The sequence below is a fragment of the Siminovitchia fordii DSM 16014 = CIP 108821 genome, from assembly GCF_000374565.1.
Taxonomy (GTDB): domain Bacteria; phylum Bacillota; class Bacilli; order Bacillales; family Bacillaceae_C; genus Siminovitchia; species Siminovitchia fordii.
The window spans coordinates 46,406-65,788 of record NZ_KB894700.1 but is presented as its reverse complement, the minus strand read 5'-3'; the positions used below and the strand labels follow the sequence as shown (position 1 = coordinate 65,788).

Annotated in this window: 17 protein-coding genes; 16 read left to right on the top strand and 1 reads right to left on the bottom strand. The window is 42.1% G+C overall.

Annotated features, from left to right (window positions below; translation table 11 throughout):
- Positions 1–10: 10 nt before the first annotated feature.
- From C509_RS0117540 to C509_RS0117500, 9 genes are all read left to right on the top strand, one after another.
- Complete coding sequence (locus C509_RS0117540) at positions 11–226, top strand: hypothetical protein (protein ID WP_018708241.1); 216 nt, start codon at positions 11–13, stop codon at positions 224–226.
- Positions 227–246: 20 nt separating this feature from the next.
- Positions 247–1,821 (top strand): sodium:solute symporter family protein, encoded by a 1,575-nt coding sequence (locus tag C509_RS0117535; protein WP_018708240.1) that lies wholly within the window; start codon positions 247–249, stop codon positions 1,819–1,821.
- A complete protein-coding gene (locus C509_RS0117530) occupies positions 1,814–2,374 on the top strand; it encodes a hypothetical protein (RefSeq protein ID WP_018708239.1) in 561 nt (186 codons plus the stop codon). Before C509_RS0117535 ends, C509_RS0117530 begins: the two co-directional genes overlap by 8 nt.
- Before the next feature lie 77 nt (positions 2,375–2,451).
- Positions 2,452–4,053 carry a class I adenylate-forming enzyme family protein gene (locus tag C509_RS0117525; RefSeq protein WP_018708238.1) on the top strand — a complete coding sequence of 534 codons (1,602 nt, stop codon included), beginning with the start codon at positions 2,452–2,454 and terminating at the stop codon, positions 4,051–4,053.
- Between the two features lies 1 nt (position 4,054).
- Complete coding sequence (locus C509_RS0117520) at positions 4,055–5,632, top strand: acyl CoA:acetate/3-ketoacid CoA transferase (RefSeq protein ID WP_018708237.1); 1,578 nt, start codon at positions 4,055–4,057, stop codon at positions 5,630–5,632.
- Positions 5,633–5,654: 22 nt separating this feature from the next.
- Positions 5,655–6,395, top strand: coding sequence for a 3-oxoacyl-ACP reductase FabG (fabG, locus tag C509_RS0117515; protein ID WP_018708236.1), 741 nt, complete (start codon positions 5,655–5,657; stop codon positions 6,393–6,395).
- Positions 6,396–6,422: 27 nt separating this feature from the next.
- Positions 6,423–7,613 carry a thiolase family protein gene (locus tag C509_RS0117510; protein ID WP_018708235.1) on the top strand — a complete coding sequence of 397 codons (1,191 nt, stop codon included), beginning with the start codon at positions 6,423–6,425 and terminating at the stop codon, positions 7,611–7,613.
- An 84-nt stretch (positions 7,614–7,697) separates the two neighbouring features.
- Positions 7,698–8,132, top strand: a complete 435-nt coding sequence (locus C509_RS0117505; protein ID WP_018708234.1) for a DMT family transporter — start codon at positions 7,698–7,700, stop codon at positions 8,130–8,132.
- A gap of 16 nt (positions 8,133–8,148) precedes the next feature.
- Entirely contained in the window at positions 8,149–9,021 is an 873-nt protein-coding gene (locus tag C509_RS0117500; protein ID WP_018708233.1) for a 3-hydroxyacyl-CoA dehydrogenase family protein, read from the top strand.
- A gap of 302 nt (positions 9,022–9,323) precedes the next feature.
- On the opposite strand, the gene C509_RS0117495 is transcribed toward C509_RS0117500, so the two are convergent.
- Positions 9,324–11,198, bottom strand: a complete 1,875-nt coding sequence (locus tag C509_RS0117495) for a sigma 54-interacting transcriptional regulator (protein ID WP_018708232.1) — start codon at positions 11,196–11,198, stop codon at positions 9,324–9,326.
- 294 nt (positions 11,199–11,492) lie between these two features.
- On the opposite strand from C509_RS0117495, the gene C509_RS24180 reads away from it, so the two are divergent.
- From C509_RS24180 to C509_RS0117460, 7 genes are all read left to right on the top strand, one after another.
- Positions 11,493–12,452 (top strand): enoyl-CoA hydratase/isomerase family protein, encoded by a 960-nt coding sequence (locus tag C509_RS24180; protein WP_018708231.1) that lies wholly within the window; start codon positions 11,493–11,495, stop codon positions 12,450–12,452.
- Positions 12,453–12,556: 104 nt separating this feature from the next.
- Entirely contained in the window at positions 12,557–13,930 is a 1,374-nt protein-coding gene (locus tag C509_RS0117485) for a TIGR00366 family protein (RefSeq protein WP_018708230.1), read from the top strand.
- Positions 13,931–13,987: 57 nt separating this feature from the next.
- Positions 13,988–15,382 (top strand): phenylacetate--CoA ligase family protein, encoded by a 1,395-nt coding sequence (locus C509_RS0117480; RefSeq protein ID WP_018708229.1) that lies wholly within the window; start codon positions 13,988–13,990, stop codon positions 15,380–15,382.
- Between the two features lie 17 nt (positions 15,383–15,399).
- Positions 15,400–16,461 (top strand): alcohol dehydrogenase catalytic domain-containing protein, encoded by a 1,062-nt coding sequence (locus C509_RS0117475; protein WP_018708228.1) that lies wholly within the window; start codon positions 15,400–15,402, stop codon positions 16,459–16,461.
- A 31-nt stretch (positions 16,462–16,492) separates the two neighbouring features.
- Positions 16,493–17,350 (top strand): 3-hydroxyacyl-CoA dehydrogenase, encoded by an 858-nt coding sequence (locus C509_RS0117470; protein ID WP_018708227.1) that lies wholly within the window; start codon positions 16,493–16,495, stop codon positions 17,348–17,350.
- Positions 17,351–17,364: 14 nt separating this feature from the next.
- Positions 17,365–18,138 (top strand): enoyl-CoA hydratase/isomerase family protein, encoded by a 774-nt coding sequence (locus tag C509_RS0117465; protein ID WP_018708226.1) that lies wholly within the window; start codon positions 17,365–17,367, stop codon positions 18,136–18,138.
- A gap of 1 nt (position 18,139) precedes the next feature.
- A complete protein-coding gene (locus C509_RS0117460) occupies positions 18,140–19,345 on the top strand; it encodes a thiolase family protein (RefSeq protein WP_018708225.1) in 1,206 nt (401 codons plus the stop codon).
- Positions 19,346–19,383: the final 38 nt, after the last annotated feature.

Here is a 19,383-nt window from a genome sequence, read left to right as displayed (position 1 = left end):
AGGAAAAAGTATGAGTAAAAAAGCCAAAGTTCTTTTTATCCTATTTAATGTAGCCTATTTTACTTTTGATTGGATGCTGATTCCATACATGCCGAATCCGTTATTATTCGGGTGGATGCCTCTTCAAATGTTCTTACTATTTGGTTTGCCGCTAGTTGCAGCAACCGTTTGGGCTATCTATTATAATGCTTTTTTCAAAACACAATCGCATGTGGATTATAAATGAGGAGATAAGGAGGCAAAGGTATGAATCCAAGTGTACTCATCGTCATAGGAATCTTAATCTATGCTGGTGCATTGATTTTACAGGGCTTCAGTTCTTTTAAAGAGACCAGTAAGTCTTCCGAAGCGTTTTTTACAGCAGACAGAGGAGTAAATCCGTTCGTATTATTAGCGACTACCGCCATTTCCGTATTTTCCGCTTTGGCATTCTATGGTGTACCGGCGGCCATCTACCGTGAAGGTATAGGATACTTTTCCAATACAGGTGGAATGGTTGCAGGACTGCTATTCGTACTTATCGGTTACCGTTTATGGATTCTTGGTAAAGAATATGGTTTTCTGACACCTGTTGATTATTTGAGATCACGCTATGGGTCCGAACTATATGGTTTGTTGGTTGCGGCCATTCTAATCCTATTCATTGTCCCATATGTAGCCATGCAGTTGATTGCCATCGGAGACGCGACAGTTGTAACCACGGATGGTTTGGTTCCTTATATTGTTGCAGTAGGTCTCGCCACAATTGTTGTATCCTTGCATATCATTGGCGGCGGTATGAAATCTGTCGCATGGATGGATACGTTCCATTTTATTTTAGGCGCCGGTACGTTGATCACATTGGTTGTCTACTTGACGATGGCTTATTTCCCGGATGGAGGGCTTGCACAGGCAGTGGATATCATGATGAAAAGTCCGGAAACGGCAGCTATTTTATCCCACCCTGGTCCAAATGGGACATTCAATTGGCAGGGAACCTTGTCAAATGTGCTTACAGGTGCAGTGGCAACAGTCGTTTGGCCTCATATCTTCATGAGAACTTATATTGCGGCAAATAAAGAAACTTTCAGATTCATGTCCTGGTCACTTCCAGTGGCTTACGTATTTGTTTATTTCTTTATTGTTCTTATTGGTGCCATTCTTGCGCCGGCCATCGTAGGCCCTGGCTTTGCCGATACAGACAACATTATCTCGATTTTGTCGACTGAGTATGCACCGCCTATTATTTCTTTCATATCTTTGCTGTGTCTATTCGCATTTGGTGTTTCAACAGCAGACTCCATGCTTTTATCAGCGAGTGCCATTGGATCCCGCGATGTATTTGTCCGTCATGCCTATGAGTTGAAGGGAAAAACGGTGGATCCGAAGAGAGTTGTTTACTTTGGGCGTGTTCTTTTGGTGATCTTAATGATTCTGACATTATTTGTTGTTGCGTTAAGACCGGCATATATTGTTGATTATGCCTATAAGCTGTCTTCTCCGTTCTTTGCACAGATTCTCCCTGCTACTGTAGGTGGATTATTCTGGAAGAGAGGAACAAAAGAAGGTGCTTTTGCAGGAACCATCTTAGGGTTGGTTGTTACAACGATTTTCACATTCTTTGTAACACCGCCATTGGGCTTCTCCGCACTAGTATGGGCATTGCTTGCCAATACTGCTGCCTATATTGTGGTCAGCCTTGTGACAAAAGCGCCGGAAGAAATTATCAACAAATATATCGTGCGTATAGACTCAATCATTAATTCCGGTACAGAAATCAATTCGGCTGTGGATGCATCTTTATCATCATTAAACAATAGAAAGGTCGCTAAAAATGATTAATAGTGTACCGTTAAACATTTATGGCATCCGTATCAACCATCCGGTGGATTGGCAAGTATTTGTCAATCCAAACAGTAAGTTCACGTTCGATGAAGGATTAATTAAGGTTGATAAAGTAAAGGGATCACAGAAAGCCAAAGCTTCTTTATCCATTCGCTGGGCGAAAATGGTGGATGATATCACGCTTGAAGAATATGTGGAAGAACTGGAAAAACAATTTAAGTGGAAGGAAAAAAGAAGCCGCCGTAAAGATCGGTACAAAATAGTGAGCAAATCCAAAATCCAGATGAATGGAACCGAGGGATGCTTATTGGAGAACGAGTTTGTCGCAAACCATAGCATTTACCGGATTTTTGGAAAAGACGAATTGGTAAAAGTACTCCAGGTATTCTTCTATTCCAAGGAAACCAAAAGGATGGTGGTCGCTTCCATGTCAATGTCGCCGGAGGAACTTAAAAGGAATAGAGACCAGTTTGTAGAGATTTTGACTACACTGCATGAGGATCTGAACACCGGCAGAACAGACTATCATCCATTACGGCTGGCCTATTAGTTCTTGGAACGCTCCTCTCCAGGGGAGCGTTCCAAGCTGCATCTTGCATGATCAAATATTGATTGGAGGTGGATACGTTGATAAAGGGAAATGATTATTGGGGCAAAGGCTTAACTGATGAAATGATGGTTAGAAAATTGAATAACAGAGAATATCATACGTTTAATGACATGAAAAGCAATATGTACCAAGTTCTCAAAGATAATGCGGAAGAATGCCCTAATAAAGTTGGAATCATTGATATCGATGGAAAATCGTACTCCTATCAAGACATGTTGGTTCTGACAGATCGATTGTCTGCTTACTTTGCTGAAAAGTATCACATACGAAAAGGGAGCCACATCGGATTACTTTTATATAATTCCATGGAGTTTGTGATCTCATTTTTAGCGGCTCAAAAATTGGGGGCGGTCATCGTTCCATTTCCAACAAAATATAAAGAGTCGGCCATTGATTCTTTAATCTCCAAGAGTGATTGTGATCTGCTTATTGTTGATGAAACATTTCAACCTTGGATGGAAAAGTTTAAAAATGAAGGCAAGCATGTTTTTGTTTTTACCAAGCCATCATGGCGTGACATTCCATACCATTATACAGAAACAACGGATGGCGGTTTATTGGAAGATACGGCGATTATAATGTTTACTTCCGGAACAACTTCATTCAGCAAAGGAGTTGTTATCAGGAATTTCAATTTACAACATGCCGTCATTTCATATAGGAAAATATTAAACTTGGGAGAAAGCGATTCTACCGTTCTATCCATACCAATTTATAATATTACCGGGCTTGCAGCCACATTGTGCTTGTTCCTGCAATGTAAAGGAACGGTTTATTTGCACAAGTTTTTTGATGCAGCCCGGCTATTGACGTATATCGAGAAATACAGCATCACTTTTTATCATGCATCACCTACGGTTTTTGCACTTTTATTAGAAAAGAAAAATGAATTTCCGAACCTTCCGACTCTCAAAACTTTAGGATGCGGAAGTGGAAATATGCCTGGTGAAATGATTGCCGAGTTAAAGAAGTGGCTGCCTCAAATGTCTTTCCGCACGATTTACGGACTATCAGAAACCACTTCTCCTGCCACTATATTTCCAGAAGATGCATCTGAAAGCGAGTATATTGGATCTTCCGGTATTCCCATTCCGGGTCTATGTTTAAAAATAGTGGATGAGTCCGGTGAGGAAGTGAAAGATGGAGACATTGGAGAAATCTACTTAAAAGGAACCAATGTCGTTGAAGAATATTACAAGCGGGAGACCGATTTAATATCCGCGGATAAATGGCTGAAGACTGGCGACATCGGTTATGTGAACGAGGCCGGATATCTTTTTATTGTAGATAGAAAAAAAGACATGATCAATCGCGGCGGCGAAAAAATATTCAGTTATGACATCGAGAATGAAATACGAAAGATTGATGGCATTCATGAAGTGGCAGTTGTCGGAAGGAAAGATCAAAAGTATGGAGAGGTTCCGGTCGCTGTTGTTTCAGTAAAAGCCGGTTATCTTGTAGAGGAGGATGATATACGGTCCTGCTTAAAAAGCCGGTTGGCAAGTTATGAAATTCCTGTTGAGTTTTTCTTTGTGGAGGAAGTCGATAAAACGCCTAACGGGAAAGTGGATAAAAAAGGTATAAGGGAACGCCTCACAAGGCTTAAAGGAGAGAGATGACTTGAAAGCACAGTTTATGAAGGCGGAAGAAGCTGCTGGTCTGATAAAGGATGGCGAGACAGTCACGACGGTCGGAATGACGCTGGTAGGTGCCGCAGAAGCGGTCTTAAAGGCGATTGAGACCAGATATCTGGAAACAGGGCATCCGAAAGATATCACGCTTGTTCACTCCGCAGGGCAAAGTGATCGCAAAGATGGAATTCAGCATTTTGCCCATGAAGGATTGGTTAAAAGAATCATAGGCTCACATTGGGGATTGCAGCCGAGATGGATGGACATGATTGCCAACAATAAAGTGGAAGCTTATTGTCTGCCGCAGGGGCAGATGGCTCAATTATACAGGTCAATGGCCTGCGGCCTTCCGGGAAAGATGAGTAAAGTGGGATTGGGGACCTTTATCGATCCAAGGGTGGAAGGCGGCAAGATGAATAATCGTACGGAGCCATTGGAGGATCTGTCCGAAATTATAGAATATGACAATGAAGAGTATATGTTCTATAAAAAAATTCCATTGGATGTATGTATCATTCGCGGTACAACGGCGGATGAAATGGGCAATATCACGATGGAAGAGGAAGCAATGAAACTGGAGGTTTTGCCTGCTGTGCTGGCGACAAAAAGGTTTGGGGGAAAAGTGATTGCCCAAGTCAAAAGAGTTGCCCAGACAGGAACGTTAAATCCTAAAGATGTTGTGGTTCCGGGTGTGTTTGTGGATGTAGTGGTGGAATGTGAAAACCCTTTTGAGGATCACAGACAAACGTCCTCTTGGTACTTTGACCCTTCTTATTCCGGAAGTCTGAGAGTTCCCCAGACATCAATCAAGCCGTTGGAATTGAACATCCGAAAATTCATTGGCAGAAGAGCAATGTACGAAATCAAAAAAGGGGACATCATCAATCTTGGAACCGGCATACCGAATGATGTCATTGGGAATATCGCAAATGAAGAAGGTATATCTGATGAGATGATGATTACCGTGGAGTCCGGGATTTACGGAGGAGTTCAAGCGGGCGGCATCGATTTTGGAATCGGACAAAATGTATACGCGATGATCAGCCACGATCAGCAAATGGATTACTATAATGGAACGGGCGTTGATGTCACTTTTATGGGTGCTGGCGAACTGGACAGGGAAGGGAATGTCAATGCGACTAAGATGGGCCCATTATGTACGGGGTCAGGCGGATTCATTGACATTACACAAAATGCCAAAAAAGTTGTTTTTTGTGCTACATTCAGCACCCGTGGTGCCAAAATCAACTTTGAGAATAACCAAATCAACATCGAGCAGGAAGGCTCAATCAAAAAAATGGTGTCAAAAGTCTCTCAAATCTCCTTCAACGGAAAATTGGCAAGGGAGAAAGGGCAGCAAGTAATTTTTGTTACAGAGCGGGCTGTTTTCAAGCTGGTCAAAGAAGGAGTCATGTTAATTGAAATTGCTCCCGGAGTGGATTTGCAAAAAGATGTGCTTGATATGATGGACTTTGAGCCGATTGTCAGTCGGGATTTGAAAGTTATGGATGTCGAACTCTTTAAAGACGGTCCATTCGGATTAAGAGATTTCATGACAAAAGAGTAGCGTAATGAAGGAGGCAGAAGAAATGGGAAGATTAGAAAATAAAGTGGCGATTGTAACAGGTGCCGCCAGGGGACTGGGAAAAGGTATCGCTGAGAAGCTTGGAAAAGAAGGCGCAAATGTGATTGTGGTAGATATGAATGAGGAAAGCTGCAAATCTGCAGTACAAGAGTTTACAGAACAAGGGTATAATGCTTCATACTATACTGCCAATATAGCAAAACAGGAAGAAGTACAGGGGCTGTTCAAGTACGCATTGGAAACTTTCGGAACGGTTGATATTTTAGTAAATAATGCCGGAATCAATAGAGATGTGACTCTCCATAAAATGACTGCCGAACAGTGGCAGCAGGTGATTGATGTGAATTTGACGGGTACTTTCTTCTGCACACAGGAAGCAGCCAAAATTATGCGCGAAAAAGAATACGGGAGAATTATTTCCATTTCTTCAGCGAGCTGGCTTGGCAACTATGGACAAGCCAACTATGCTGCTTCAAAAGCTGGTGTTGTGGGCCTTATGAAAACGGCCGCGCGTGAATTGGCGAAGAAAAATGTTACATGCAATGCCATTTGCCCAGGTTTCATTGATACCGACATGACAAGAGGAGTCCCTGAAAAAGTATGGGATATTATGGTCTCTAAAATTCCAATGGGAAGAGCGGGAAGCCCTTCTGATGTAGCGAACATGATTGCTTTCCTGGCATCAGATGAAGCCTCTTATATTACTGGTGAAGTCATTAATGTTGGCGGAGGAATGGTTCTTTAATCAAGCAGAAAGAAGGAGTGTTGTACAATGAGCAACTTGAAAGAAGTAGTAATTGTATCTGGTGCAAGAACACCCATTGGAAGATTCGGCGGCAGTTTAAAGGATATTCATCCAACTGATTTGGCGGCATATGCTGTTAAAGAGGCAGTCAAAAGAGCAGGCATTGACTCACATGTGGTTGATGAGCTGATTGTCGGAAATGTTGGACAGATTGCAGAGAACGGATTTATTGGCAGGGTCGTATCGTTGAAATCTGATTTACCCGAAGAAACAACTGCTTACTCCGTGAATAGACAATGCGGATCGGGATTACAGGCCATTGTAGACGGAATGCTTGAAATCCAAACAGGAAATGCCGATGTCGTGATTGCGTGCGGGACCGAAAATATGTCTCAGCTTCCGTATTATGACAAGGGTTCCCGTTTTGGATATAAAATGGGGAATGGTGTATTGGAAGATGGGCTTTTAACGATTTTGACATGGCCTGGCGGACCTTATCATAACGGGATTACGGCTGAAAATGTTGCTGATAAGTATGAAGTGACAAGAGAGCAGCAAGATGAGTTTTCTATTGACAGCCAGGAAAAAGCGATAAGGGCCATCAAAGAAGGGGTATTCAAGGATGAAATCGTGCCGATCAAAGTGACAGATAGAAAAGGCAATGTAACCGTTGTGGATACGGACGAACATCCTAGAGAAGGCCTGACAATGGAAAAGCTGGCAAAAATGAAACCTGCCTTTAAAGAAGGCGGGTCTGTGACAGCTGCCAATTCTTCAGGGATCAATGATGGAGCGGCTGCCGTAGTATTGATGTCAAGAGAGAAGGCAAAAGAGCTTGGAATTCAACCGATTTTGGCCATAAAAGGATATGCCGTAGCAGGAAACAGTCCGGATGTAATGGGGTATGCCCCAAAGCTGTCGACAGAAAAACTGGCCAAAAAGTTGAACGTGGATTTAAAATCAATCGATATTTTTGAGGTGAATGAAGCATTCGCTTCACAGGCGTGCGCAGTTGTGAGAGATTTGGATATTGATCCTGCCAAGGTCAACGTGAATGGCGGTGCCATTAGTTTGGGACATCCTGTAGGTGCTACCGGTACCATTTTGACGGTGAAACTTTTGTATGAAATGCAGAGGTCCAACTTGGATAAAGGAATCGTTACGATGTGCATCGGCGGTGGACAAGGAATATCAGCTCTCTTTGAAAGAGTAAAGTAATTCGTTCAGCCCAGTGGCCCCTCCTTGTACGCTCTTTATTGGGATCGGCGAGGGGCTGCTCTTCTTGAAAGAGGAGGCGGAAAGATGAAATGGTTTTATTTATTGCTAACTTTAGCCGGCGGCCTTGCAGTTGGAATGCAGGCAGCTATTAACGGTGGTCTTGGAAAAAAGGTGGGATCAATTGAAGCCACCTTTATTTCTTTTTGTATCGGTACAGCTGCATTGTTTTTTATGGTTGTATTCTGGGGGAAAGGCAATATTCTTGCAGTATCCGAGGTACCCAAACACCAATTGACAGGCGGCATTTTAGGTGCGTTTTATTTAGCCACTATTGTAGTTGCTGTTCCGAGAATAGGTGTTTCAATGTCTTTCGTGGCAGTGATAACAGGCCAACTCTTGATCAGCTCTCTGATTGATCATTTTGGATTGTTTGGCGCTCCAAAAATTCCATTGGACATGAAAAAGGGAATAGCTCTTTGTTTGATGTTGAGTGCGATTTATTTGTTTCATCATAAATGAAGGAGGATCTGTTTGAATGAAAACGGTTGCGGTGATTGGCGGAGGATTGATGGGATCTGGGATTGCACAAGTGATTGCGGAAGCCGGCAAAAAAGTATGCTTAGTGGAAGTGGATTCAGGCAGGGTACATAACAGCCTTGAAATCATATCAAACAATTTAAGCAAAAAAGTCAAAAAAGGAAAATGCACAAAAGAGTACATGGATGAAACGTTAGCCCGGATATCGGGGACGACAGATATGGAAGAAATTCGGGAAGCTCCATTTATTATAGAAGCTGTTCCGGAAAATTTGGATCTTAAGAAACAAGTATTCCGTCAGATAGAAGTGCATGCAGCGAAGGATGCCATTATTGCTTCTAACACTTCTGGCCTTTCCATAGCAGCCATCGGATCGGCTACCAAAAGACCGGAAAAAGTGATAGGCCTGCACTTTTTTTACCCGGCGCCTGTAATGAAACTGGTAGAAGTGATACCTTCATTACTTACTGACAAACAAACTTATGAAACTGCTAGTCAATTTGTCAGGGACATAAAAAAGGAGCCGGTTGAATGTAAAGATTATCCGGGATTTTTAGTTAACCGGATTCTTGTACCCATGATCAATGAAGCGATTTTCTGTTTGATGGAAGGCGTGAAACCTGAGGATGTAGACCAAGCCATGAAACTGGGAGCTAATCATAGAATGGGTCCTATCGCATTGGCTGACTTTGTAGGATTGGACGTTCTGCTGGCTACTATGGAAGGTTTGTATGAAGGATTTAGTGATTCAAAGTATCGCCCTGCTCCTCTTTTGAAAAAGATGGTCGAATCCGGAAATCTTGGTAGAAAAACAGGGAGAGGATTTTATGTATATGATGAGGAAGGTAAACCTGTAGAATCGTCTTTATAGGACTATTAGGGTTATAAAAGGCAGGCGGGGAAGAGCAATTTTTTTCTCAGCTTGCTATTTTTTTGTTCAAAATAAATACACCAAGTGATACCTTATTCAATGAGTGTCAAAGGCATGTAAGAGTTACGTATGGGGGATATGAAAAGGCGAATATTTCAAGGGTGTAGATCCAATTCTCTGGTATGAAAGTTGAATAAGTACATGATATTGTAATCTTCCTAAAGCTTGTTTATAAGGACAGTGATTATTCCTGAATATTTAAAACTGCCTCAGTCCGATTAGTCCGGGCTGAGGCATTTACCCTAAGTCACCTCTTTGACCTTCTTCCAGAGGGTTGTTCGGCTGATGCCCAACTTATTTGCAACGAGTGTTTTGTTTCCATCAAATTTGTTAAGAAGCTGCTCGTAGATTTCAGTTTCCATTTCTTGTAAACTGCCAACCTTTACCCGAATATAATCATCCATTGCAGCTTCTTCCGCTAAATTCGGTTGGAAGGCATGTTTGATGACGGTGAGGGGAACATCTTCATGGAGATGTTGTTTAATTGTGATGATTCGTTCAATAAAATTCTCTAGTTCTCTAATATTTCCTGGCCAGTTGTATCTCTTAAAGTCTTCTTTCATTTTATCTGTAATAAATTCCGGTTGACCGCCATATTTGGCGAATAATGCGTCTATAAGCAACTCTATATCTTCTATTCTTTTTCTTAGAGGGGGGATGTGGATATACAAAATGTTTAGTCGGTAATATAGGTCCTCTCTAAACTTTTGTTTCTCGACACTATCCTTTAAGTTCTTATTTGTTGCGGCGATGACTCGCACATCGACTGGTATAATTTTCTCTCCTCCAATTCTCATAACTTCCTTTTCTTGTAGTACCCTTAGCAGACGTGCTTGTAAGGATAGGGAAACTTCTCCAATCTCATCGAGGAAAATCGTTCCTTTATGGGCCATTTCAAATAGTCCGGGTTTCCCGCCCTTCTTTGCTCCGGTAAAAGCCCCTTCATCATAGCCGAATAACTCACTCTCCAACAGATTTTCCGGAAGGGCCGCACAATTTATAGCCACAAAAGGTCCCTTTGATCTGAAGCTTTCATTATGAATGCTTTGTGCGAATAATTCTTTTCCTGTCCCGCTCTCGCCGTAAATTAAAATATTTCCTTCTGATTTCGAGTAAGCTTTTGCTAAAGAAACCGTTTGTTTCATTTCCTTGCTTTTATGGATGATGTCCTCAAAATGATACTTGGCAAAAAATCCGCGGTTATACAATTTACTTCGGATATTGGAATCTGATTCAACGAGAGTCTCGACTTCTTGGAAGGTAATAACATAGCTTTCTTCACCTAAATGATTGCGGTTTAAAACAAACTTTTGGTTTCCATTATTGATGATATGTTTTGTAATATTTTGGCCGTCGCCAAAAAGCTTTTTTAATAGAGGGATATGAATGCTTTTGTAATAACGTTGAATGATTTCGTTTTCAAAAATACCGATATAGTTGGCTGCGACATCGTTACAAACAGTAATATAACCATCCTGGTTCGTCGATATCACCCCATCAAACGCATGGGAAATGATCGTTTCCAAATGCCGTTGCTTGATTTCTTCCTTTAGTAAGTTTTCCATCGCTTCTTTTGACCGGAGCAATGCTTCCGTGATCGATTCCTCCTGCGTATAGACAACCAAAGATTGCATCCCTTTTCTACCCGCGGTTGCAGCGACACATTCAGCTGTTCCGACAATGGATTGTAAGTCATTTTGAGAGGCGAGGGTATTGAGATGGCGGGTGATATCACGCTCATTCCCGAAGTATTTTACATCTAATTGGATATTCATTATTTCGCTGATTGTTTGAATATCTATCCGATTCTGGTCAGTAAAATGGTTCAATAATACGACAAAACTCTCTGTAATATCTGTACTTTTCAATGTTTTTATGACATCAAAATTGGTAATTTCAATTTTGATGATCGGTATATCCAGTTTTTCTCTTAAGTAGTCAGCCGTTGAAGCTCTTGCAATAATGACCTTTACTTTGTGAGTTTTGATCATATTTTTTGCTTTTCTTAAGCCTGAATTCAATGCGCCGACCTCAGCAACGATTGGAATGTTTAACCTTTTTGCGGTTATTTCGACTTCTCCTTTGAATTTAGAGTAGGGTGCGATGACGCCAATCATTACAGACACCTCTTTTTCCCTGCATATTTTCTGTATTATATATGAAAATTTTTAAAAATATTTTATTACAAAGAAGTTTAAGAAAAATTATAACAAATATTTACTGCATCATCAAAAACAAGCAGTAAAATAAACTTCAAAATAGTTAGATTCGTTCATTAGTTAAACAATACCGTTCATTTTATGAACGACTAATATAAATTTATTATTGAAAACGCTCTATTCTTGGCGTTTGGCATGTTGGCACGCTTCTTGCGATAATTCTAGTAGACAATATTTTAGGAGGTATGTTAAATGGAACATTTCTTGAATCCACCACAGCCAGAGGAATTAGATCTCAAATTTGTTAAGTATGAGAAAAAAGATGGAATCGCAACGGTTACGATAAATCGTCCTAAGGTGTATAACTGCCTGAACTTCCGCACTTTAAGAGAAATGTGCAGAGTGTTCGAATATGCATCATGGGATGACGAGGTAGGAGTCGTTGTTTTAACGGGGGCAGGAGATAAAGCTTTCTGTACAGGTGCCGATATGAAAGAACAAAACGCTGAAATTTTAGATCGCCCGCATAATTATTGGAAATGGATGGGGCAGTTTATTGAAGCCCATAAGAGATTACTAGATATTGGGAAGCCAACAATCGCGAAATTAAATGGAATGGCCGTTGGTGGAGGAAACGAGTTTAATATGAACTGTGATTTGGCTATTATGGCTGACCATGCATACATTAGACAAGTTGGAAACTCTCATGGAAGCGTTGCAGCTGGTGGAGCCACTCAGTGGTTGCCGATTATGGTGGGTGACCGCCGTGCAAGAGAAATTTTGTGGCTTAACGAAGAAATCAGTCCGGAAAAAGCACTTGATTGGGGACTTGTAAACCAAGTTGTCCCTTATGAGCAGCTTGATGATGCAGTGAATGAAATGGCGAAGAAACTTCTTAATAAGCTGCCGGAGTGTGTACGTTATACGAAAGAACAGACAAACTTCTGGAAGAAGATGTCCCTTGATTTGACTGTTGGTCATGCGAGAGATTGGCTGACTGTTCATACAGGCGCGTTTGAGACGCACGAAGCGATGAGAGCATTTAACCAAAAGCGTATGCCTGATTATGAGATGCTTAGAAACCGCTTGGCAACAGGAGACTCCTATGAGCATCTATGGGGAGCACCAATGCTTGAGTGTTCCGAGTGTGGAGCAAAAGACATTCCTGAGCACTTTAAGCATTGTGGTGTTTGCGGTTCTCCATTGGCGTAAATGACTGATGTAAAATGAAAGGTTCAGGTCTTTTTCCTTTTTTGAAAGACCTGAACTCTATTAGTAAGCGTTTACATTTTGGGTCAGAAAAGGGGGAAACGGATTTGAGAAAAAGTCTATCTGAAAGAGTAGCAGATTGGTATAGCAGATATTTTCCGGACGCATTTATATTTGCTTTAGTTTTGACATTGTTGGCTATGTTGTTTGCGGTTTTGTTCACTGATTCAGGCCCTATCTCAATTTTAGGATATTGGTTTGAAGGTGTACCAATGCTATTCACCTTTGCATTTCAGTTAATTATTACCTATGCTGCTGCATTGGTCCTTGTTGATACACCAGTCATGCAAAGGATCATTAAAAAAATGTCGAGCATGGTAAAAAGACCGACTTCTGCCTATGTTTCAGTAAGTATTGTGGGTGCAGTTACATCCTTTATTGGCTGGTATATTGGTCCGATAATTACAGCTCTATTTGCAAGGTCTATTGGCCAAAACGTTAAGGGAGTGGACTACCGACTTTTATCTGCGGTATCTTACGCCTCCTTTACAATCTCATTAACCGGAATTTCAGGAACAATTCCATTGTTTGTGGCAACTGAAGGTAATTTTACAGATATTTTAGGCGGGATTTATCCGTTACAGGCAACTACATTTTCAACTTTAAATATGGTAACTGCAATAGCTATTGTAGCTGTAACTACCACCATCTTTTACGTTATTGGAAAAAATAAGAAGGATATTGTGACTTTTCATGACCTGGCCATTAAACATGAAGGTGAAACTGCAGCTGCAATCGAAACAGCGGAAAATACCGAGGACATCCTTGTACAGAAAGGATCTATTTCGGATAAAATCAATAACTTTCGTCCAGCCATCTTGATTATCGGTCTGTTAGGTGTAGTCTATTTGTTTTATTTCTTTGCGATAAATGGCATCGATGGTTTGAATTTAAATTCGGTGGCATTTATAGCAATCATTTTAGGATTTTTAGTGCATAAAAACCCCATGACCTACATGGATTCTTTTTCAAAAAATATTACAGCAACTAGTAGTATCGCATTGCAGTTTCCTATTTACGGAGGTATAGCGGCAATACTCATTCAATCAGGCTTGGCAGATAAAGTTACACAGATGATTGTTAGTGTTGCTAATGAAACTACATTTCCATTATTTACGTTCCTCATATCTGGTGTGATTAACATGTTTGTCCCTTCTGCAGGATCACAATTTACAGCAACGGCGGCATTTATCATTCCTGCAGCTGAGGAGCTTGGCGTAGAAATTCCGAGAGCTATTCTTTCGATCACGTATGGAGATATTTGGACAAACTTGGTTCAGCCATTTTGGGCATTGTTGTATTTTCCGATTCTTGCAGTAGGTACTCGATTGACAGTAAGAGATTTTCTTGGTTATTGCTTACCTATCCTGCTTGCAGTAGGTGTCATTTGGGCGATTGGTTTAACGTTCTTGCCACTGTAAATAATTACAGAATATTCTGCCGAATAAAACATATTGACATTATAAAGGAGACGGAAAATGAACGTTGAGACAAAAATTCCTTACTATTATAAATCTGTAGACTTCGAAAAATTGGTAACAGAATATGAACCACCATTAGAGTTTATGGAAGGCACATGGAAGTGGAGCCGGGAAAAAATTGAAGAAACGCAATTAAAAAGATTAAAGGAGACGCTGGCAAAAGGTTCGGAGATTCCGTTTTTCCAACGGTTATGGGCCAAGCGTGATTTTTCTCCGAAAGATGTAAAAAGTCTAGATGATATTTCTAAAATCCCATCATACACGATCGATGACATCAGAGACAGCATCAATCTAGACCCACCGTTTGGGGATTATCAAAAATATCATTTTGAAGACGGCAAGCATACGCCGCTCCGTTTTTATACAAGCGGTGGAACGACAGGTTCGCCGAGACCAACAATCTACTCCGCCTGGGATAGAGAGATAGGCGCAATATTAAGTGCGAGAACGTTTTATATGCATGGCATACGTCCCGGCGATGCAGTCATGAACTCTTGGGCATACTCCACACACAATGCAGCTTGGATTATGGACCATGGGCTTTGGCAGTGGCTCGGCTGCACACCAATTACTACAGGAACAGGGGCAGTGACACCGACAGAGAAGCAAGTGGAGTTTGTTAAAACATTTGGTGCTTCGTCTATCTTGGCTACTTCCGATTATTTAATTCATATCGGAAATACAGCCAAGAAAATGGGCCTTGATCCGAAAGTCGACTTGAATATCAAAACGCTGTCAGCTTTTGGGCCGAAAGAAGAAGTGAAGAAAGTATGGGGTTGCCCGGTTTACGATTCGTATGCATTCCACGAAGTGCAGTATGTGGCAGCTGAATGTGAAGCAGAGGACGGCCTTCACGTATTTGAGGATGCTTTCATCGTGGAAATTGTCGATTTCGAAACAGGTGAAGTGCTGCCTCCTGGGCATAGAGGAAACATAGTCGTTACGGCTTTGTACAAGACAAGCACCCAGCAAATCCGCTACAACATTCAAGATATTTCTGCAAGTTATAAAGTTAAACAGTGTGCTTGCGGTAGCTGGCATAAAAAGATTGACTATTTCCAGGGCAGAAGCGATAACATGATTAAGCTAAGAGGAATTAATATATGGCCTGAAGCGATCGGCGAATACATTAAAGAAAACCCGAAGGTAAACGGCGAGTACTTTTGCTATGTAGAAAGAGTCGGCTCTCCTGCAAGGGATGAAATGACTGTTATAGCAGAGGCAAAACATGCGAGCAGTGATTATTTCTTACTAAAAAAAGAACTGGAAGAGCTTTTAAAGAGAAAAGTAGGCGTAAAAATCAATGTCAGCATTGTTGATGAAGATGAGTTACAGCCATTAACCGGACATGGCATACGGGCTAAGCTCAAACGATTCGAAGATCGCCGATAGGAGGAAGGACGATAAGCATGGGAGAACAGAAAATGACAGGTATTGTTCTGGAGAGCCACGGTGGGCCGGAAGAATTGTTATTTAAGAAAGAGGCGGATGTTCCTGAAATAAAGCCGAATGAGGTTTTGGTAAATGTGGAATATTGCGGCATGAATCATCTGGATATTTGGCTGCGAAAAGGTGGAACGGGTGATAAATTAACATTGCCCCGCATTCCGGGGAGCGATGTCGTTGGAAGGGTCACTGAAACCGGCACCGAAGTAAAATATCTCCAAAAAGGTGATTTTGTTGTTTTATACCCCGGGAAAGGTTGCGGTACTTGCCCATCCTGTATTAACGGGAGAGAAACTTTATGCCGGCGTTTTCAAATTCTTGGCTACCATATAGACGGTGGATACGCAGAATATGTAGTGACGGAAGAAAAGCGCGCCATAAAGATACCCGATCAGTTTACCAAGCAATGGGCGGGTGTACCTGTTGCTTACGTAACGGCATGGAACGCCCTTGTGACGAAAGGAAAGCTGACCGCTAATGACACCGCCGTCATATGGGGTGCCTCCGGAGGATTGGGTTATGCTGCCCTGTCAATCGCAAAAGGTATCGGAGCGAAGGCAATTGGCATTGTCGGAGAACAAAGTAAAATCGACTTTTTAAAGAAGAACGGATTTGAAACATTTGATTTTATGACAAGAGATGAAGACATTCCAAGAAAAGTCCGTGAGTTAACCGGGAAAAGCGGGGCTGATATTGTCTTGGATCATGTTGGCAGAAAAACATTTTCAACCAGTTTACAAATGCTTGCCAGAGGAGGGAGGCTCGCTTTTTGCGGCGTAACGACAGGGCCGATGACAGAAGTCGATTTGCGTCTGATTTTTGGTAAGCAAATCACGATTACCGGTTCATGGATGGGAGATTTGAAAGACTTCGTTGAAGTAGTGGCATTCTTACAAAGAAAAAATCTCTTCCCTCATATTGGCAAAATATTTTCTATTGCAGATGCGAAAACAGCTCATGAATTTATGGAAGAAGGAAGGTATATAGGTAAGTTGATACTAGAAAATCCAATCTTTCAAAAATAATTTAGAATTCGACTGAAGAGGCGTGATACACATGGAAATCAAAAACTTACTCGTAGTAGGCTCAGGATTAATGGGAAGCGGGATCGGTTATGTCAGTGGTGTTGGCGGCTTCCAAACCACGATTCAGGATATTCAGGAAGAGAGCCTGGAGAAATCCAAAAAAACGATTGAAGATACCCTGTCAAAGGGCGTGGAGAGAAACAAGCTGACGGCAGACGAAGCAGAAGCAGCCTTAAAACGGATCGAGTTTACAACGGATTTGAAAGCGAGTGCAGAAAAGGCAGACTTTGTGATCGAGGCGGTTCCAGAACTACAAAAAATTAAACAGAGTGTCTTTGAGAATCTGGATCAATACACACGGCCGGAGACGATTCTTGCAACAAATACATCAACGATGAGTCCAACAGAAATCGGGTCCTATACGACTAGGCCGGAGAAAGTTATCGCAATGCACTTTTTTAATCCGGTTCCCAAAATGAAGCTAGTAGAAATAGTAAAAGGATTGGAGACCACCGACGAGACAGCTGCAACCGTGAAGTGGGTGGCCGAAAAAATGGGGAAAGAAACAGTACGAATTAATGAATTTCCTGGATTTGTTACTAGCCGAATTAGCAGTTTAGTAGGCAATGAAGCTTTTAATATGTTAATGGAAGGTGTAGGGACGCCTGAGGAGATCGACAAAGCAATAGAACTTGGTTTAAATTACCCGATGGGACCATTCAAATTAGGAGATCTTGTTGGCCTTGATACAAGATTGAATAACTTGGAGTACCTTCATAAAACACTTGGTGAGCGCTTTCGTCCGAGCCCATTATTAATCAAGTATGTGAAGGCGGGCAGGCTTGGAAGAAAAACCGGAAAAGGTGTATATGACTACAAAGATAATTAACTTGGGGTGACAGAATGAATTATTCATCGCTGAATATAACAATTGACAATCAGATTGGCATCATTCAAATTTCAAGACCTGAAAAGCGCAATGCAATGGATCCCGCCAGTTGGGCTGAACTTGATCAGGCAGTCAAGGAGTTAAATTTAGATGATAACGTTAGGGTCATCATCATTACAGGCCGCGAAAAAACATTCGTGGCCGGAGCGGATATTAAATGGATTCATGACAGAAAGCCATTGGATATTTATGGACTAGCCGTACAAGATGTACTGCTAAATGTGTATCGTTCGGGAAAGCCGGTTATTGCAGCGGTAAACGGTTACGCTTTGGGAGGAGGATGTGAGCTTGCCCTCGCTTGCGATATTCGAATAGGTTGTGAGTCAGCAAAGTTCGGACAGCCAGAAATTAATTTAGGGATTTTACCCGCAGGCGGAGGAACCCAGCAATTAGCAAAAACCGTTGGATTGGCCAAGGCGAAAGAACTCATTTTTACTGGAGATATCATCTCCGCTGAGGAAGCCCAGCGACTCGGATTATTAAACCATGTCGTACCTGATAATTCGCTGATGGACAAAGTGATGGAGATCGCAGAAAAGATTGCAAGGAAACCGCCAGTAGCAATTAAAATGGTCAAAATTGCGGTTAACGAAAGTCCTACCGTTGATTTATCAGCGGGGTTGGCGTTGGAAAAAGCGTTGCAGGCTGTGTTGTTTAGCACTGGGGATAAAAAAGAAGGAACAGCCGCTTTTTTGGAAAAAAGAAAGGCCGCTTTTAAGGGGGAGTAATGTGTCACAAGAAGTGTATATTGTCGATGCGGTCCGAACGCCAATAGGGAGATACAAAGGTGCATTAAAAACGGTCAGACCTGATGATCTTGCAGCAATTGCCATTAAAGCATTGTTGGAAAGAAATCCAGGTCTGCATCCAGAGGAAATAGAAGAAGTTGTCTTGGGAAATGCAAATGGCGCCGGGGAAGAAAACCGTAATGTCGGAAGAATGGCGAGCCTCATTGCCGGCCTTCCGATCGAAACAGGCGGCACAACGTTAAATCGCCTTTGCGGCTCCGGACTGGATGCAGTGAATTACGCGGCTAGGGCAATTTTGGTTGGTGAAGGAGATGTATTCATCGCCGGCGGAACGGAGAGTATGACGAGAGCGCCGTTTGTCATGTTGAAGCCTGAGGTCGAGTTTCCGAGAGGAAATATGGAATTGGTAGATACAACGATTGGCTGGCGTTTTCCAAACCCAGCGATTGCCGAGAAATTTGGAACGGGCAGCATGCCCCAGACAGCGGAAAACGTAGCTAAACGCTATAATATCTCGCGGAAAGCCCAGGACGAATTTGCTTTTAACAGCCAAATGAAAGCAAAAGAAGCAATGGAGAGTGGTAAACTGGATGAGGAAATTGTTCCCGTGCCGGTTTCAGATGGACGGGGAAACGTCATTTATGTAGAGAAAGACGAACACCCGAGACCCGACACGACCTTAGAAAAGCTGAGCAAACTAAGGCCACTTTTTTCAGGCGGAACGGTGACGGCCGGTAACGCATCTGGAATAAATGACGGAGCAGCCGTCCTATTGATAATGAGCAAAGAAAAAGCGGAGCAATATCACCTTAAGCCATTGGCAAAATATGTCGTTTCAGCAACCGCCGGATTAGAGCCTGCGGTCATGGGACTCGGCCCCATCTACGCCATGAGAAAAGCGTTGAATAGAGCCGGATTAAATGTCGAAGACTTGGGTCTAGTGGAGCTTAACGAAGCCTTTGCTTCACAGTCCCTTGAATGTATCAAACAACTTAACCTGAACCCGGATATTGTCAACGTAAACGGCGGAGCCATCGCCTACGGGCACCCGCTTGGGGCAAGCGGAGCCAGAATTCTTACAACGTTGATCTATGAAATGAGAAGGAGAAGAGTAAAATACGGAGCCGCCACTATGTGTATCGGGGTTGGCCAGGGTATTGCGACAGTCGTAGAAAATTTAGACTGATGAAGATGTGGTAGCCTAAACATAGGATGTTGGCGGTC

Excerpts from the sequence above, each read along its gene's own strand:
- C509_RS0117540 (WP_018708241.1), top strand. The coding sequence starts at position 11 with ATGAGTAAAAAAGCCAAAGTTCTTTTTATCCTATTTAATGTAGCCTAT.
- C509_RS0117535 (WP_018708240.1), top strand. The coding sequence starts at position 247 with ATGAATCCAAGTGTACTCATCGTCATAGGAATCTTAATCTATGCTGGT.
- C509_RS0117530 (WP_018708239.1), top strand. The coding sequence starts at position 1,814 with ATGATTAATAGTGTACCGTTAAACATTTATGGCATCCGTATCAACCAT.
- fabG (WP_018708236.1), top strand. The coding sequence starts at position 5,655 with ATGGGAAGATTAGAAAATAAAGTGGCGATTGTAACAGGTGCCGCCAGG.
- C509_RS0117510 (WP_018708235.1), top strand. The coding sequence starts at position 6,423 with ATGAGCAACTTGAAAGAAGTAGTAATTGTATCTGGTGCAAGAACACCC.
- C509_RS0117505 (WP_018708234.1), top strand. The coding sequence starts at position 7,698 with ATGAAATGGTTTTATTTATTGCTAACTTTAGCCGGCGGCCTTGCAGTT.
- C509_RS0117500 (WP_018708233.1), top strand. The coding sequence starts at position 8,149 with ATGAAAACGGTTGCGGTGATTGGCGGAGGATTGATGGGATCTGGGATT.
- C509_RS0117495 (WP_018708232.1), bottom strand. The coding sequence starts at position 11,198 with ATGATTGGCGTCATCGCACCCTACTCTAAATTCAAAGGAGAAGTCGAA.
- C509_RS24180 (WP_018708231.1), top strand. The coding sequence starts at position 11,493 with ATGGAACATTTCTTGAATCCACCACAGCCAGAGGAATTAGATCTCAAA.
- C509_RS0117480 (WP_018708229.1), top strand. The coding sequence starts at position 13,988 with ATGAACGTTGAGACAAAAATTCCTTACTATTATAAATCTGTAGACTTC.
- C509_RS0117475 (WP_018708228.1), top strand. The coding sequence starts at position 15,400 with ATGGGAGAACAGAAAATGACAGGTATTGTTCTGGAGAGCCACGGTGGG.
- C509_RS0117470 (WP_018708227.1), top strand. The coding sequence starts at position 16,493 with ATGGAAATCAAAAACTTACTCGTAGTAGGCTCAGGATTAATGGGAAGC.
- C509_RS0117465 (WP_018708226.1), top strand. The coding sequence starts at position 17,365 with ATGAATTATTCATCGCTGAATATAACAATTGACAATCAGATTGGCATC.